The sequence below is a fragment of the Microbacterium sp. GXS0129 genome, from assembly GCF_044769785.1.
GTDB lineage: Bacteria > Actinomycetota > Actinomycetes > Actinomycetales > Microbacteriaceae > Microbacterium > Microbacterium nymphoidis.
The window spans coordinates 169,250-183,868 of the sequence record NZ_JBIZVZ010000004.1; the positions used below are offsets into that span (position 1 = coordinate 169,250).

General features: G+C 68.5%; 16 protein-coding genes. 13 read left to right on the plus strand and 3 right to left on the minus strand.

From position 1 onward, the window contains the following. Positions 1–8 precede the first annotated feature (8 nt). Positions 9–500 (minus strand): inorganic diphosphatase, encoded by a 492-nt coding sequence (locus tag ACIQJ5_RS13230; RefSeq protein ID WP_231091430.1) that lies wholly within the window; start codon positions 498–500, stop codon positions 9–11. A 42-nt stretch (positions 501–542) separates the two neighbouring features. Continuing rightward, positions 543–1,220 (minus strand): TMEM175 family protein, encoded by a 678-nt coding sequence (locus ACIQJ5_RS13235; RefSeq protein ID WP_231091431.1) that lies wholly within the window; start codon positions 1,218–1,220, stop codon positions 543–545. 233 nt (positions 1,221–1,453) lie between these two features. Here ACIQJ5_RS13235 and tilS point away from each other — a divergent pair, with 233 nt between their 5' ends. Beyond that, entirely contained in the window at positions 1,454–2,428 is a 975-nt protein-coding gene (gene tilS, locus ACIQJ5_RS13240) for a tRNA lysidine(34) synthetase TilS (protein WP_231091432.1), read from the plus strand. A 486-nt stretch (positions 2,429–2,914) separates the two neighbouring features. On the opposite strand, the gene ACIQJ5_RS13245 is transcribed toward tilS, so the two are convergent. Next, a complete protein-coding gene (locus ACIQJ5_RS13245) occupies positions 2,915–3,466 on the minus strand; it encodes a DUF937 domain-containing protein (protein WP_231091433.1) in 552 nt (183 codons plus the stop codon). 114 nt (positions 3,467–3,580) lie between these two features. Between ACIQJ5_RS13245 and hpt the strand changes: the two genes are divergently transcribed. From hpt to lysS, 12 genes are all read left to right on the plus strand, one after another. Beyond that, positions 3,581–4,132: a hypoxanthine phosphoribosyltransferase gene (gene hpt, locus ACIQJ5_RS13250; RefSeq protein WP_231091434.1), complete on the plus strand. Its 552-nt coding sequence runs from the start codon at positions 3,581–3,583 to the stop codon at positions 4,130–4,132. Between the two features lie 336 nt (positions 4,133–4,468). Next, a complete protein-coding gene (gene ftsH / locus ACIQJ5_RS13255; RefSeq protein WP_231091435.1) occupies positions 4,469–6,466 on the plus strand; it encodes an ATP-dependent zinc metalloprotease FtsH in 1,998 nt (665 codons plus the stop codon). A gap of 1 nt (position 6,467) precedes the next feature. After that, on the plus strand, positions 6,468–7,076 hold the full coding sequence (gene folE / locus ACIQJ5_RS13260) for a GTP cyclohydrolase I (RefSeq protein WP_402844676.1): 609 nt from the start codon (positions 6,468–6,470) through the stop codon (positions 7,074–7,076). Next, positions 7,073–7,870 carry a dihydropteroate synthase gene (gene folP / locus ACIQJ5_RS13265; RefSeq protein WP_402844678.1) on the plus strand — a complete coding sequence of 266 codons (798 nt, stop codon included), beginning with the start codon at positions 7,073–7,075 and terminating at the stop codon, positions 7,868–7,870. The genes folE and folP overlap by 4 nt, the downstream gene beginning before the upstream one ends. After that, positions 7,870–8,031, plus strand: coding sequence for a hypothetical protein (locus ACIQJ5_RS13270; protein ID WP_231091438.1), 162 nt, complete (start codon positions 7,870–7,872; stop codon positions 8,029–8,031). Before folP ends, ACIQJ5_RS13270 begins: the two co-directional genes overlap by 1 nt. Beyond that, positions 8,031–8,390 carry a dihydroneopterin aldolase gene (folB, locus tag ACIQJ5_RS13275; RefSeq protein WP_402844680.1) on the plus strand — a complete coding sequence of 120 codons (360 nt, stop codon included), beginning with the start codon at positions 8,031–8,033 and terminating at the stop codon, positions 8,388–8,390. The genes ACIQJ5_RS13270 and folB overlap by 1 nt, the downstream gene beginning before the upstream one ends. Next, positions 8,387–8,911 (plus strand): 2-amino-4-hydroxy-6-hydroxymethyldihydropteridine diphosphokinase, encoded by a 525-nt coding sequence (folK, locus tag ACIQJ5_RS13280; protein ID WP_231091440.1) that lies wholly within the window; start codon positions 8,387–8,389, stop codon positions 8,909–8,911. The genes folB and folK overlap by 4 nt, the downstream gene beginning before the upstream one ends. Then, positions 8,908–9,390, plus strand: coding sequence for a DUF3180 domain-containing protein (locus ACIQJ5_RS13285; protein WP_231091441.1), 483 nt, complete (start codon positions 8,908–8,910; stop codon positions 9,388–9,390). The genes folK and ACIQJ5_RS13285 overlap by 4 nt, the downstream gene beginning before the upstream one ends. Before the next feature lie 553 nt (positions 9,391–9,943). Next, positions 9,944–10,483 carry a PH domain-containing protein gene (locus ACIQJ5_RS13290; RefSeq protein WP_402844892.1) on the plus strand — a complete coding sequence of 180 codons (540 nt, stop codon included), beginning with the start codon at positions 9,944–9,946 and terminating at the stop codon, positions 10,481–10,483. Next, positions 10,480–12,144 (plus strand): PH domain-containing protein, encoded by a 1,665-nt coding sequence (locus ACIQJ5_RS13295; protein WP_231091442.1) that lies wholly within the window; start codon positions 10,480–10,482, stop codon positions 12,142–12,144. Before ACIQJ5_RS13290 ends, ACIQJ5_RS13295 begins: the two co-directional genes overlap by 4 nt. Beyond that, positions 12,141–12,890, plus strand: coding sequence for a DUF2520 domain-containing protein (locus ACIQJ5_RS13300; RefSeq protein ID WP_231091443.1), 750 nt, complete (start codon positions 12,141–12,143; stop codon positions 12,888–12,890). Before ACIQJ5_RS13295 ends, ACIQJ5_RS13300 begins: the two co-directional genes overlap by 4 nt. A gap of 98 nt (positions 12,891–12,988) precedes the next feature. Then, positions 12,989–14,524 carry a lysine--tRNA ligase gene (lysS, locus tag ACIQJ5_RS13305; protein ID WP_231091444.1) on the plus strand — a complete coding sequence of 512 codons (1,536 nt, stop codon included), beginning with the start codon at positions 12,989–12,991 and terminating at the stop codon, positions 14,522–14,524. Positions 14,525–14,619 lie beyond the last annotated feature (95 nt).

The following is a 14,619-nucleotide window of genomic DNA, read 5'->3' on the forward strand; positions in this document are numbered from 1 at the left end:
GCGTGAGGTCAGTGACCCTCGGTCTTCGCGCGGTCGAACGCCTCGGTGACGAGACGCTCGGCCTCAGCGGCGTTGGCCCACTCGTCGACCTTGACCCACTTGTTGGGCTCGAGGTCCTTGTAGTGCTCGAAGAAGTGCGCGATCTCCTTCTTGGTGTACTCCGGGATGTCATCGACGTCCTGGATGTGGGCCCAGCGCGGGTCCTTCGCGAGGACCGCGACGACCTTGTCGTCGCCGCCGGCCTCGTCGCTCATCTTCAGGACAGCGACCGGACGGACGTCGACGCCGACGCCCGGGTAGAGCTGCTGGTCGAGGAGCAGGAGCACATCGAGCGGGTCGCCGTCCTCACCCAGCGTGTTGTCGAAGAAGCCGTAGTCAGCCGGGTAGCCGAAGACCGTGTACAGGACGCGGTCCAGCATGACGCGGCCGGTCTCGTGGTCGACCTCGTACTTGACGCGGCTGCCGCGGGGGATCTCGATGGTGGCGGTGTAAGCGCCCATGCGTGTGCTCCTTGAGAAGTCAGGACGGAATGCGCAACCAGCCTACTCGCCCGAGTCTGCGCCCTTCATCCGTGTTTTCGGCAGGTTCCCGGGCAGCGTGCGCGACATCAACGACGTGACGAGCGGAGTAAGCAGGAGCAGGAACAGAGCGAAGTAACCCTGCCCGGGGATGATCATCGCGATCACCATCGCAACCAGGAAAAGCGCGGCGGTGGCGGCATCGGCGATCGCTCCGCGGCGAATGCTGTCTCGTGGCGCCGCACTCAGGCCGTCATGGCGCAGGAGATACACGCGCGCCACGAGGGAGGTGATCTGCGTGAGCGTGAGGTTGCCGATGTACAGCGCCGCCTGCAGCGGGTCGGCCTCCATCGCGCCGAGAAGCGCCGTGGTCACCGGAAGACAGACGATCGTGAACATCCACGCGATGTTGATCCACAGCAGGGGAGCGGTGATGCGCTCCACCTGGTCATAGAGGCGGTGATGGCTGAGCCAGGAGACGGCGATCAGCACGAAGCTGAGCGCGAAGCTCACGATCTGACCCTGGTGCTCGGTCAGGAAGTCCCCGGTTCCGTAGGACGCATCCGCCTCCTGCATCCGCGCGGCATCCGTCACGGCCTCCATGAGGGGCAGGATCAGGAGGGTCATCGCAATGGCGACGACGGCATCGGCGAAGGCCTTGAATCGCTCCGCGCCCCAGGCCACGAATTCCCGTAAGGTCACGGCGCGAATCTACGCGGAACTGCCGCGCAGCGCGTGGCCCACGCGCCGTCGCAGCGAATCTCCGGACGCACGCCGGCGGTCGTGGTTACCTTCGTGGGGTTTGTCTCGAAGCGCGGTCATGGTGCACGGGGTGGGGGCTCACGGCGCGACCGCAGGGTGGCGGAGCTCGAAACCGCCGGTGCGGTCCGCCGGCTCGCCTCCGGAGGCGGGAGCCCAGCGGGTAGCGTGGGGGAGTGCCGTCCCTGAATCCCGCCGTGGCTGAGATCCGTCGTGCCGTGCGCACCGCGCTGGAACCGTATCGTGGGACGGTGGTCGTCGTCGCGCTGTCCGGCGGCGCAGATTCCCTCGCCCTCACCGCTGCGGTTGCGTTCGAGGCGCCCAAGCTCGATGTCCGCGCTCAGGCGATCACGATCGATCATGGGCTCCAGGATGGTTCGGCGGAGATCGCCGCGCGAGCGGCGGCGCAGGCGCGCGCACTCGGGGTGGCGGCGGAGGTCGTCACCGTGAACGTCGACCGGACACATCCCGACGGACCCGAAGCGGCGGCGCGCGCCGCGCGGTACGACGCGCTGGAACGTGCGGCCGACGACGCGGGCGCCGGACCGATCCTGCTGGCGCACACCCTCGACGACCAGGCCGAGACGGTGCTCCTCGGACTCGCCCGCGGGTCCGGTGCCGCCAGCCTGCAGGGCATGGCGCCGGTGGCCGGTCGCCGGGTGCGTCCGCTGCTCGACGTGCGCCGCGAGACGGTTCGTGAAGCCTGTGTCGCGCAGGAACTGGAGCCGTGGGACGACCCGCACAATCTCGACCCGCGATACACCCGCGTGCGCGTGCGCACGACGGTGCTTCCCCTGCTGGAAGCGGAGCTCGGTCCCGGTGTCGCGCAGGCGCTGGCCCGCACCGCCGAGCAGCTCCGCGAAGACAACGAGGCGTTCGCCGAGATGATCGAGGAGACCATCGAGGACATCGTCGAGCACGCCGAGGCTGGGATCGCTGTGTCGGTTCCGGCGCTCGCCGCGAACCCCGCCGCGCTCCGCCATCGCATCATCCGGCACGTCGTTGCGAGCGAGTTCGGCGTGAGCCTCACCCGCACCCAGACTCTGGAGATCGCGCGACTGGTCACCGACTGGCGTGGTCAGGGGCCGCTCGATCTGCCCTCCTGCACCGCTTCCCGTCACGGCAATTTGCTGACGTTCACGGCCCGCTGACCCTTCCGCTCTTCGCCCCGCCCATCCGGCTTCTGCCCGACCTCCGGGCCCCGCGGGCGTGCTCCCACGGCGTCGTCTCGAATTGAGGAGATTTCGTCGAAACGAGGAGCCTGAGCGGGACGGAGTCCTCGTTTCGACGAAATCTCCTCGTTTCGTGACGTGGCGGGAGCGTTTCGTGACGTCGATGGAGCGTCTGTGCGCTGCCGGGTCTGGCCCTGATGAGTGAGGGGGGTCCGGCTGGCGGTCCTCAATCGAGGAGCATTCGCTGAAATGAGGACCGTTTCGCGGGGAGGAGTCCTCATGTGGACGCATCGTCCTCGTTGCGTGGGGCTGCAACGAGAACTGCGCGCGAGCCGTGACGGCGCCCAGCGCCGGTGACGCCCACCGGACGGGGCGCGCACCAGGCCGTACCACGGATCCGACGACGCCCCCGGAAACAGTCGACGGCGGCGCACCCCGGGGGTGCACCGCCGTCTGAGAGAAGCGTTACTTCTTGCCGCCGAAGAGGCCGCCGAGGCCGTTCAGCAGGCCGCCGAGGTCGATGCCGCCCGCGGAGGACGACGAGTTGCCGCCACCGGTGAGACCACCCAGCAGACCACCGATGATGTCGCCGATGCCACCACCCGAACTCTCGGCACCTGCGGTGGCGGGAGCGGAGCTGGAGGACTGCTTGGCGAGGAGGTTCATGATGATCGGCGCCAGAATCGGCAGCAGCTTGCCGAAGTCGATGCCGGCCGTCGCCTTGTCTTCGGTGAGCTTCTGCTCGACGACCTGCTTGTCGGAGCCGAAGATGTGGCCGAGGATCTTCTGTCCGTCGGCCTCGTCCACGTTGCTCACGTCGATGTCGGTGTCGTGCTTCTTCAGCGCCTGCTGGATCGCAGCGGCACCATCTTCGCTCTCGGCGTTGCGGTGAAGGCCGCCGAGGATGGTCGCGCCACCCTCCTTGATCGCCTGCGTCGCCGTCGCCGGGTCCACACCCAGCTTTGCGGCGATGTCGCCGATCGGAAGATTCGCGAGGATGTCCTCAATCCCAGCCATGGGAGATCCTTTCGTAGAGAGGCGCGCGTGATCGGCCATCGGGCAGCCCGCGCAAGCCCACTGTGCCGTACCACCGGGGAAATGCACAACAGGCGCGGCACGTAGAATTGCTCCATGCGTGCAGCCGACATCGCCGATGACCTGACCGACGTCCTCGTCACCGAGGAGCAGATCCACGAGAAGCTGCGCGAGCTCGCGCAGCAGGTCGCTGTGGACTACGAGGGCAAGGATCTCGTGCTGATCGGTGTGCTCAAGGGCGCGATCATGGTGATGAGCGACTTCATCCGCGCGCTGCCCATCCTGGTTCCCCTCGACTTCATGGCGGTCTCCTCCTACGGCGCCAGCACGAAGTCCTCCGGTGTGGTGCAGATCCGCAAGGATCTGGACACCGACATCCACGACAAGCACGTGCTGATCGTCGAGGACATCATCGATTCCGGCCTCACCCTCTCGTGGCTGCTGGACAACTTCGCCTCGCGCGGCGCCGCCTCCGTCGAGGTGCTTGCGCTGCTGCGCAAGCCGGAGGCCGCGAAGGTGGAGATCGACTGCCGCTACGTCGGTTTCGACATCCCGAACGACTTCGTCGTGGGATATGGGCTGGACTACGACGAGCGCTACCGCAACCTGCGCGACGTCGCGGTGCTCGCCCCTCACGTCTACAGCTGAGGCGCGGCGGGCGCAAAGCGGACTCGTTCCATCCGTGGCGGACCCGACATCATCTCGGACCGAACACGGAGCACGGACTGAAGCCCGCCGCGAACGACCGGGGAACAAGGTCATCGTGCGCGGGGATCCGATCGCCGTCGGCGTGGTGTGGGCGCTGGCATGGCCGTGCGTCGCGCTCGCCCGGTGTCTCCGTGCAGCGCGCACCGCCGCGGGGTGAGCCGTTTTCCCACGTACGCCGTGGGCGAATACCAGCAAGGCCAAAGGAACGTCAGGATAGCCTGAGGGATACGCCGCGAGGCGTCTGTCGACAGAAGGGCATCGGGGAATCCCCGCACCATGGACTTCAAGAAGCTCACGCGCAATCCGCTCATCTATGTGGCGCTCATCGGAGTGCTGCTTCTGGTCGGGTTCTTCCTCATCTCGGGCCTGACCGGCGCGAAGGAGATCAAGACCGAGGAAGGCTTCGACCTTCTGAAGAGCGGCACGGTGACCGAAGCGGTCATCACGGACGGCGACCAGCGTGTCGACCTCAAGCTCGACAAGGCGTACGAGGGCTCCACGTCGGTGCAGTTCTACTACATCGGCGCGCGTGCGGCCGATGTCGTCGAAGCCGTCAACGAGGCCGCCCCCAAGGAGGGCTTCAACGACGCGGTGCCGCAGCCGAACTGGTGGGGCAGCATGCTCTCGCTGCTGATCCCGATGCTGCTGCTGGGTCTGCTGTTCTGGCTGATGCTCTCCAACGCCCAGGGCGGCGGCAAGGTGATGCAGTTCGGCAAGTCCCGTGCCAAGCTCGCCACGAAGGACATGCCCACGGTCACGTTCGCCGATGTCGCCGGTGCCGACGAGGCCATCGAGGAACTCGAGGAGATCAAGGACTTCCTCAAGGAGCCGAGCAAGTTCCAGGCGCTCGGCGCCCGCATCCCGAAGGGCGTGCTGCTGTACGGCCCTCCCGGAACCGGTAAGACCCTGCTCGCGCGTGCCGTTGCCGGTGAGGCCGGGGTTCCCTTCTACTCGATCTCCGGTTCGGACTTCGTGGAGATGTTCGTCGGTGTCGGCGCCAGCCGTGTGCGTGACCTGTTCACGCAGGCCAAGGAATCCGCCCCGGCCATCATCTTCATCGACGAGATCGACGCCGTCGGACGCCACCGCGGCGCCGGCATGGGCGGCGGGCACGACGAGCGAGAGCAGACCCTGAACCAGATGCTCGTCGAGATGGACGGCTTCGACCCCAAGGCCAACGTGATCGTCATCGCGGCCACCAACCGTCCCGATATCCTCGACCCCGCCCTGCTCCGCCCGGGCCGCTTCGACCGTCAGATCGGCGTGGACGCCCCCGACCTCAAGGGTCGCCTGCGCATCCTGGAGGTGCACGGACGCGGAAAGCCGCTGGCCGACTCGGTCGACCTCGAGGTGGTTGCGCGTAAGACTCCCGGCTTCACGGGTGCGGATCTCGCGAACGTCCTCAACGAGGCCGCGCTGCTCACCGCGCGCTCCAACGCACAGCTCATCGACAACCGCGCGCTGGACGAGGCCATCGACCGCGTCATCGCCGGACCGCAGCGTCGCACGCGCGTGATGAACGACAAGGAGAAGCTGATCACGGCCTACCACGAGGGCGGTCACGCGCTCGCCGCAGCGGCGATGAACCACACCGACCCGGTCACCAAGATCACGATCCTCCCCCGCGGCAAGGCGCTCGGATACACGATGGTGATGCCGCTGGATGACAAGTACTCCGTCACCCGCAACGAGCTGCAGGATCAGATGGCCTACGCCATGGGCGGTCGCGTGGCGGAGGAGATCGTGTTCCACGACCCCACCTCGGGCGCGGCGAACGACATCGAGAAGGCCACGTCGACGGCTCGCAAGATGGTCACCGAATACGGCATGACGGCTGCCGTCGGACCGGTCAAGCTCGGCGGCGGCAGCGGTGAGATGTTCTACGGTCGCGACATGGGTCACGACCGCGACTACTCGGAGTCGGTCGCCGAGCGCGTCGACCAGCAGGTCCGTGAGCTCATCGAGCAGGCCCACAACGAGGCCTACGAGGTCATCAACGCGAACCGCGACATCCTGGACCGCCTCGCTCTCGAGCTGATGGAGAAGGAGACGCTGGATCACGTCCAGCTGGAGGACATCTTCAAGGATGTGAAGAAGCTGCCGCCGCGTGCGCAGTGGCTCTCCAGCGACCAGCGTCCGGTGTCGGCGCTCCCGCCGATCCAGATCCCGCGCGCGGCCAGCCAGGCCGCCGAGCAGGCTGACGCGCACACCGCCGCCGCCAGCACGACGCAGCCCGAGACGGGTGGCGGACATCCCCGACCCGCAACCGCCTGACGTGAGTGTCGACCAGCCTCGCGTCGCCGCCCTGGTCCGGGAGCTGATCGAGGCGATCGGCGAGGATCCCGCGCGTCCCGGTCTGGTGGGAACACCCGACCGGGTCGCGGCATCCTTCGCGGAGTTCTTCGCCGGCATCGGTGAGGATCCCTCGTCGCCGCTGGCTCACACGATCAGTGTTGCCCATGGCCCGGCGCCGGAGACCGAACCGAGCGGCGCGGTGGTCCTCCGCGACATCCGGTTCCGCTCCATGTGTGAGCACCATCTGCTGCCGTTCCTCGGCGTGGCCCACATCGCCTACCTGCCGGGTACCTCCGTGGTGGGGCTGGGGGCGCTGCCGAAGGTGGTTGACATCCTTGCGGCACGACCGCAGGTACAGGAGCGCCTCGGCGAGCAGATCGCGTACACCATCTCGACGGCTCTGGAGGCGCGAGGCGTGCTCGTGGTCCTCGACGCCAGCCATCAGTGTGTGACGGCCCGCGGCGGACGTCAGCCGGTGGCATCCACGATCACCGTCGCCGCGCGCGGAGAGCTGTCGGAGCCCGCCGCCCGCAGTGAGATCATCGCGCTGATCTCGCGCGGACTCGAATCGGGAGCGGTCGATCGATGATCGGCATCTGGGGAATCGTCAACGTCACGCCCGACTCGTTCAGTGACGGCGGACGCTACCTCGATACGTCCGCAGCGCTCGACCACGGCCGCCGGCTCCTCGTGGACGGCGCCACTGTGCTCGACATCGGCGGTGAGTCCACGCGGCCCGGAGCGGAGCGCGTCCCGGTCGCCGTCGAGATTGATCGCGTTGTCCCCGTGATCGAGGCGCTGTCCGCTGTGGGCGCCGTGGTGTCGGTGGACACGATGAACGCCGATACGGCGGTGGCCGCGGTGGCTGCGGGTGCCCGTTACGTGAACGATGTGGCGGGTGGACTGGCCGATCCCGACATGCTCGCCGCTGTGGCCGAAACGGATGCCGACTACGTGCTGGGACACTGGCGCGGGCCCTCGGCCGACATGTACGCGCGCGCCGAGTACGCGCGCATCGGACACGAGGTGGCGGCTGAGCTCCTCGACCGGGTGGAGCAGGCAGCCGCGGCCGGGATCGACCCGTCGCGCATCGTCCTGGATCCGGGCATCGGCTTCGCGAAGACGGGCGAGCAGAACTGGGCCCTGCTGCGTGAACTGGACGCCGTCACCGCTCTCGGACTGCGTGTGCTCATCGGCACGAGCCGCAAGCGGTTCTTCCTGCCGGTCCTCGGTGGCGAGGCGGACGAGCAGCGCCGCGATCTGGCCACCGCCGTCACCAGCGTGCTCGCGGCCGACGCTGGCGCGTGGGCGGTCCGCGTGCACAATGCCGCTGCCACCCGGGATGCTCTGGCCGTGCGATCAGCCTGGGAAGGAGAACCGTGATGACCGAGCACTTCCGCAAGGAGCCATTCCGATCCGACCTCAGCCGCCGTGAACTCCGTGCTCCGGTTGCCGTCGGCCGCGCCGCGTTCCGCGAGCCCGTCGACGCGGCACGCGACCCGCGACGGGTGCGATGCATGCCCGGCATGGGAGGGTGGCAGTGATGGACGAGATCACGCTGACCGGCCTCACCGTCTTCGGACGGCACGGGGTCTTCGACTTCGAGCGGGAGCAGGGGCAGAACTTCACCGTCGACGCCACCCTGCGCCTCGATCTGGCGCCTGCCGCAGCGAGCGACGATGTGCGCGACACCGTGCACTATGGAGAACTCGCCGAGGCCTTCGCGGACATCATCGCGGGCGAGCCGGTGGACCTCATCGAGACCCTTGCCGACCGCCTCGCGACGGCGGCGCTGGCTGATGCACGCGTGCGCTCCGTGTCGATCACCGTGCACAAGCCGCATGCGCCGATCGAGCGCTCCTTCGCCGACGTCTCGGTGACCGTTCACCGGGAGCGCTCATGAGTCGCGACCTCACCCGCACCCTGCCGGTGCCCGAACGTACGGGGCGTGAAGCCGTGGACGTCGTCATCGCGCTGGGCTCCAACCTCGGAGACCGCGAGGGCACGCTGGAAGCGGCAGCGGCGGAGATCGGCCGCCTGCCGCTGGTGGACGACATCCGGCTGTCCCCGGTGATCAGAACCGTGGCGCTCACCCCGTCGGGGCCCGATCCGAGCAAGCCCGAGTACCTCAACGCGGTGGCGATCGTGCGCACCAGGCTCGCGCCCACCGTCCTGCTGGGCTATCTGCAGCGCATCGAGGCCGAGCACGGCCGCGTCCGGCTCGAGCGGTGGGGCGATCGGACGCTGGACCTCGACATCATCTCTTACGGCGACCTCCACAGCACCGATCCGCACCTCACGCTGCCCCACCCCCGCGCGCACGAGCGCGAGTTCGTGCTGCGCCCGTGGGTGGAGCTCGATCCGGACGCGATCCTTCCCGGGCACGGGCGGGTCGTCGATCTTCTGGCGGGGCTGCGCCCATGAAGCGTACCCGGGGGGCTGTGCTCGCCCTGATCGCAGCTCTCGCTGCGGTGCTGGGCTACGGCACCGACCTGCTGCTGACCAGCTTCGGCCGACCGACCTTCACCCCGGACTGGGTGCTCCCCGTGGCGCAGGTGATCATCGCGATCGCCGTGCTGATCCTGGCCTGGCCGATCCGCCGCGCAACCCATGGCGGCGCGCGCGTCGACCCGTTCCGCGCGCTCCGGGTGGCGGTGCTGGCCAAAGCATCCAGCGTGCTGGGCTCCGCGATCGGCGGATTCGCGCTCGGACTGGCGGTTTTCCTGCTCCTGCGTCCGGTCCCTCCCCGGGTAGGCTCGATAACGGTCATCGCCGTGACCGTGGGGACGGGCGTACTGCTCGTCATCGCGGCGCTGGTGGCCGAGAGTTTCTGCACGCTCCCGAAGGACGACGATGACAACGCCCCAGGATCCGACGAACCCGCAGCTCCCGCCCACCCCTGAGATCCTCCCGGCCTCGGAGTCCGCACCGGCTGGCTCGGCGGGCGTCCCGGCGCCGACGGCATCCCCGGCATCGGCGGCATCCCTGCCAGCCGTTGCGCAGACTGTTCCCCCGGCGCCCGCGGCTCCGGTTCCCGAGCCTCAGGCCTCCGCGGCTCAGGTTCCAGGCCCGCAGCCTCCGGCGACGCAGGTTCCCGCGACGCACGCTTCCGGTTCGCAGGTTCCTGTGGCGCAGGGTTCCGGTTCGCAGGGTTCCGGTTCGCAGGTTCCCGCGACGCACGCTTCAGGTTCGCAGCATCCCGCGACGCCGATTCCCGGGTTCCCGGTTCCTGTGGCGCAGGACTCTGACTCCCCGGCACCCGCCCCGCAGAGCCCGGGAGCCGATGTTCCCGGACCGCACACTCCCGGGTCCCGGATTCCTGACCCGCAGACGCCGGCTGTGCAGAGCCCAGCAGGCGACGTTTCGGTGACCCACGCTCCCGGGTCCCCGATTGCTGCCCGGCAGGCGCCCGTCCCACAGGTCCCGGGAGCCGATGTTCCCGGACCGCAGGCGCCGGTGCCGACGCCGCCGGCGCTGGACGAGGGCACGTTCACCCAACTCAAGCAGCCGCGCGGGTCCGCTCGGCTCGAGCTGGACGGCTCGTGGCATCAGATCTCCCGCAAGTACGTCGCGGTCCAGCTGATCACCAACGGCTTCGTCCTGCTGCTCGCGATTGCCGCCGCGATCGTCGTGGGCGTCGCGTTCCAGCAGGTGTGGGCATTCATTCCCGCCGCTGCCGTCGTGGTCGCTACGGTGTGGGCCATGGCGATCCTGCCGCGCCAGGCGCGCGCGTACGGGTACATGCTCCGCGCCGATGACATCGTGTTCCGCCGCGGAATCCTGTGGCAGCGGATGGTCGCCGTCCCCTACGGGAGGATGCAGCTCGTCGACGTGACGCACGGCCCACTCGACCGCGCGTTCGGTATCGCACAGCTGAAGCTCGTGACCGCGGCAGCCACGACTGGCGCGACGATCCCCGGCCTCACGCAGGCCGGCGCAGAACAGCTGCGTGACACCCTGATCGAAGTCGCCGAGTCTCGACGGACCGGCCTGTGAGCGGCAACCAGCAGCATCCGTTCCCGGGTATCCCGCCGCAGCAGCCTGTGGTGCCGGACGGCCTCCCCGGGACCGGCTTCCCCGCCCCGGGCGTCCCCGCCGCCGGCACGCCGCAGCCGCAGCGCGTCGAGAGCGATCTCGCCGACGGCGAGTGGCACCGCATGCACCCGCTCACTCCGCTGATGCAGGGCGGGCTGTTCCTCATCGTCGTGATCGGCATCGTGGTCGCGAACATGCGAGACCGCCTGATCGCGCTGTTCGTGCCCCAGTTCCGTGACTATGAGGATCGCTACGCGGGGGACCCGGTCGACTGGATCCTCACGAACAACCTGGTGCTCGTGGCGCTGGGTGGCGTGCTGGTCGTGCTGGCGCTGCTCATGGTCGCCTTCTACATGTCGTGGCGTTTCCACCAGTTCCGCATCTCCGATTCGGATGTGGAGGTCAAGCAGGGCGTGATCATGCGCAAGCAGCGTCGCGCTCCGCTGGACCGGGTCCAGGGCGTCAACCTCACGCGGCCGTTCGTCGCGCGCCTGATCGGTCTCGCCAAGCTCGAGGTCGTGGGCGCCGGTGCCGACGCCAACGTCAAGCTGGAGTACCTGCGCACGGCGGACGCCGAGGCAGTGCGCGCCGACATCCTGGGCCGCGCGTCGGGACTTCGCCGCCAGCGCGAGCTGCGCCAGAGCGGCCAGCCTGTGCCGCAGACTCGCGCGCAGGAGTTCATCCAGACCGTGGGCGGCGGGATCACGGGCATCATCGACGGGGCCGAGGCTCCGGTCGCCGAACCGGCCAGCGTGGTGCACATTCCGATCGGCCGGCTCATCGGCTCGCACCTGTGGAGTCCCACGACCCTGATGCTCGTGGTCTACATCGCGGTCGTCGTGGTGGGCTCGATCTTCGGGAGCGAGTACGTGCTCTTCGCCCTCCTTCCCGCGGTGTTCGGTGTGGGTCTGTACTGGTTCCGCAGTCTGATGAAGGTGCTGCGCTACTCCATCGCCCCCACGCCGGACGGCTTACGGATCACCTTCGGCCTGACCACCACCATCACGGAGACCATCCCGCCGGGCCGCGTGCACGCCGTGGAGGTCCACCAGTCGCTGCTCTGGCGACCGTTCGGCTGGTACACCATCAAGATCAACCGGTTGAGTGGCAAGAGTGCGGAGAGCCAGCAGAGCGACCCGTTCACCACGATTCTCCCGGTGGGAACCCGCGCCGACGTGGAGCGCGTGCTGATGCTGCTGTTCGACCAGCTCGCCACCGCAGACGTTGACCGCATGCTGGTGGACGGTCTGGGCAAGCGCCCCTCGAACGACCCCTTCGTCAACACGCCCACGCGTGCCTGGTGGGTGCACCCACTGAGCTGGAAGCGCACAGGCTTCGTGCTGACGGGGGAATTCCTGCTGCTGCGCCGCGGCGCGCTCATCCGCACGCTCGCGATGTTCCCGCTGGCTCGTTCGCAGAGCATCGACGTGCGACAGGGCCCGCTGGCGCGAGCAGCCCGTATCGGCACGCTCCATGTGCACGTCGTGCCCGGACAGGTGAGCGGCGTTCTCTCGGGGGTGGATCGTCAGCAGCTGATGACGCTGTTCCAGAACGCGCAGTCGCGGGCCATCCACGCGGCCCGCTCCGACCGCACGCATCGCTGGGCGGAGAGTAATCGGTGAACGGCGACGGACGGCTCGGTATCGGCCTGATCGGCGCCGGGCGGGTGGGCCCCGTCGTGGCCTCCGCTCTCGCCGGTGCCGGCCATGCAGTGATCGCTGTGACGGCGGGGTCCGACCCTGATCGGGTGTCCGCGATGCTTCCCGACGTACCCCAGGTCGACGCGGTCGAGGTGGCTCGTCGCAGCGAACTCGTGATCATCGCGGTCCCGCACGAGGAACTGCCCGGGCTGATCTCCGGCCTGGCGGCGGTCGGGGCGTGGCAGATGGGCCAGCTGGTGCTGCACACCGATCCCGCCTACGGGGTAGACGTGTTTGCTCCGGCCCGGTCTGCCGGGGTGATCCCGCTCGCAATTCACCCCGCCATCGTCTTCACCGGAACCAGCATGGACCTGCGGCGCCTGTCCGGCGCCTACGCGGCGGTGACGGCGCCGGGCCCCGTGCTTCCCATCGCGCAGGCGCTCGCGGTGGAGATGGGATGTGAGCCGGTGGTCGTGGCGGAGGAGGATCGTGCCGCGTATGCCGAGGCGATCGGAACCGTCACCACGCTGGCCGCTGAGGTGGTCCGCCAGTCCGCAGACCTGCTTCGGGGGATTGGTGTGGGCAATCCGGGCGGCTACCTCGAGGCGCTCGCACATTCCAGCATCGACAGCGCGCTGACCGCGGCCGGCCGTGGCGATGAGATGCTCGCGACCGAGTTCCTCGACGAGGACGAGGACGACGAGGACGAGGACGACGAAGAGCGCTGAGTCCTTCATGGAGATCGCCCCGTCGTGCGGTGATCCGGGTGAACGGGGCTCGCAGACGGGCCTCGATAGAATGGACCGACTTTCACAAGGAGCCCCGCATGACTGAAACGCCGTCCGCCGCGCCCGGCGGAGCCGCTGACGAGCCCACCGCAGAGGACATCTTCGAGCAGAAGGCGGTGCGTCTGGCGAAGCGTGCGAAGCTCATCGAGCAGCGCTCCGATGCCGCGGGCGGCGCCTACCCGGTGTCCGTGCCCGTCACGACCACGATCGCCGAGCTGCGAGCCCAGTACGGCGAGCTGGAAGCCGACACCGCGACCGGCGTGACGGCCGGAGTCGCGGGTCGTGTCGTGTTCAGCCGCAACACCGGCAAGCTCTGCTTCGCCACCCTGCAGTCGGGAGACGGCTCGCGCATCCAGGCGATGATCTCGCTCGCCAACGTGGGTGAGGAATCGCTCGCGGCGTGGAAGGAGCTGGTCGACCTCGGTGATCACGTGTTCGTGAGCGGTGAGGTCATCTCCTCGCGGCGTGGCGAACTGTCGATCATGGTGTCCGACTGGACCATCGCTGCGAAGGCGATCCTGCCGCTGCCGAACTTCCACGCCGACCTGAACGAGGAGACGCGTGTGCGCAGCCGCTTCCTCGATCTCATCGTCCGTGACAAGGCACGTGAGAACGTCATCGCGCGCGCCAAGACCAACGCGAGCCTGCGCCAGACGTTCGCGAACCACGGATTCATCGAGGTGGAGACCCCGATGCTGCAGGTGCAGCACGGTGGGGCCTCGGCTCGTCCGTTCGTGACCCACTCGAACGCGTTCGACACCGAGCTCTATCTGCGCATCGCGCCCGAGCTCTACTTGAAGCGCGCTGTAGTGGGCGGCCTGGAGCGGGTCTTCGAGATCAACCGGAACTTCCGCAACGAGGGTGCGGATTCCACGCACAGCCCCGAGTTCGCGATGCTCGAGGCCTACATGGCGTACAGCGACTACAACGGCATCGCCGATCTCACCCAGGAGATGGTGCAGAACGCCGCTGTCGCGGTGTCGGGCTCCACCGTGGTGACCTGGGCCGACGGCACCGAGTACGACCTCGGCGGTGAATGGGCGCGCATCTCGATGTACGACTCGCTCTCCGATGCCGCTGGCGTCGTCATCACTCCGCAGACCCCGCTGGCCGAGCTCAAGGCGCTCGCCGACTCGGTGGGCGTGGAAGTTCCTGAGAAGGTCGCGACGCACGGCAAGTACGTCGAAGAGCTGTGGGAGCACTTCGTGAAGGGCTCGCTGGAGCGCCCGACCTTCGTGATGGACTTCCCGGTGGACACGTCGCCCCTGGTACGCGAGCACCGGAGCATCCCGGGCGTCGTCGAGAAGTGGGACCTGTACATCCGCGGATTCGAGCTGGCCACCGGATACTCCGAGCTGGTGGACCCCGTGATCCAGCGCGAGCGGTTCGTGGAGCAGGCCAAGCTCGCCGCACAGGGCGATGACGAGGCGATGAGCGTGGACGAGGAGTTCCTCCGCGCCCTGGAGCACGCCATGCCCCCCACGGGCGGCATGGGCATGGGCATCGATCGCCTGCTCATGGCCATCACCGGCCTCGGCATTCGCGAGACGATCCTCTTCCCGCTGGTGAAGTGACCTCTCCGGGTGCCGCGGCACCCGGAGCGGCCGCGGCCCGTCGACCATCCGGCCGGCGGGCCGCGTCGTGTACTGCGCCGGCGCCCGCCCAGCGG

Bases quoted from the DNA above. Each gene is read 5' to 3' on its own strand.
- lysS (WP_231091444.1), top strand. From the start codon at position 12,989: ATGACTGAAACGCCGTCCGCCGCGCCCGGCGGAGCCGCTGACGAGCCC.
- folB (WP_402844680.1), top strand. From the start codon at position 8,031: ATGGACGAGATCACGCTGACCGGCCTCACCGTCTTCGGACGGCACGGG.
- ACIQJ5_RS13230 (WP_231091430.1), bottom strand. From the start codon at position 500: ATGGGCGCTTACACCGCCACCATCGAGATCCCCCGCGGCAGCCGCGTC.
- ACIQJ5_RS13285 (WP_231091441.1), top strand. From the start codon at position 8,908: ATGAAGCGTACCCGGGGGGCTGTGCTCGCCCTGATCGCAGCTCTCGCT.
- ACIQJ5_RS13245 (WP_231091433.1), bottom strand. From the start codon at position 3,466: ATGGCTGGGATTGAGGACATCCTCGCGAATCTTCCGATCGGCGACATC.
- ftsH (WP_231091435.1), top strand. From the start codon at position 4,469: ATGGACTTCAAGAAGCTCACGCGCAATCCGCTCATCTATGTGGCGCTC.
- hpt (WP_231091434.1), top strand. From the start codon at position 3,581: ATGCGTGCAGCCGACATCGCCGATGACCTGACCGACGTCCTCGTCACC.
- folK (WP_231091440.1), top strand. From the start codon at position 8,387: ATGAGTCGCGACCTCACCCGCACCCTGCCGGTGCCCGAACGTACGGGG.
- ACIQJ5_RS13270 (WP_231091438.1), top strand. From the start codon at position 7,870: ATGACCGAGCACTTCCGCAAGGAGCCATTCCGATCCGACCTCAGCCGC.
- folP (WP_402844678.1), top strand. From the start codon at position 7,073: ATGATCGGCATCTGGGGAATCGTCAACGTCACGCCCGACTCGTTCAGT.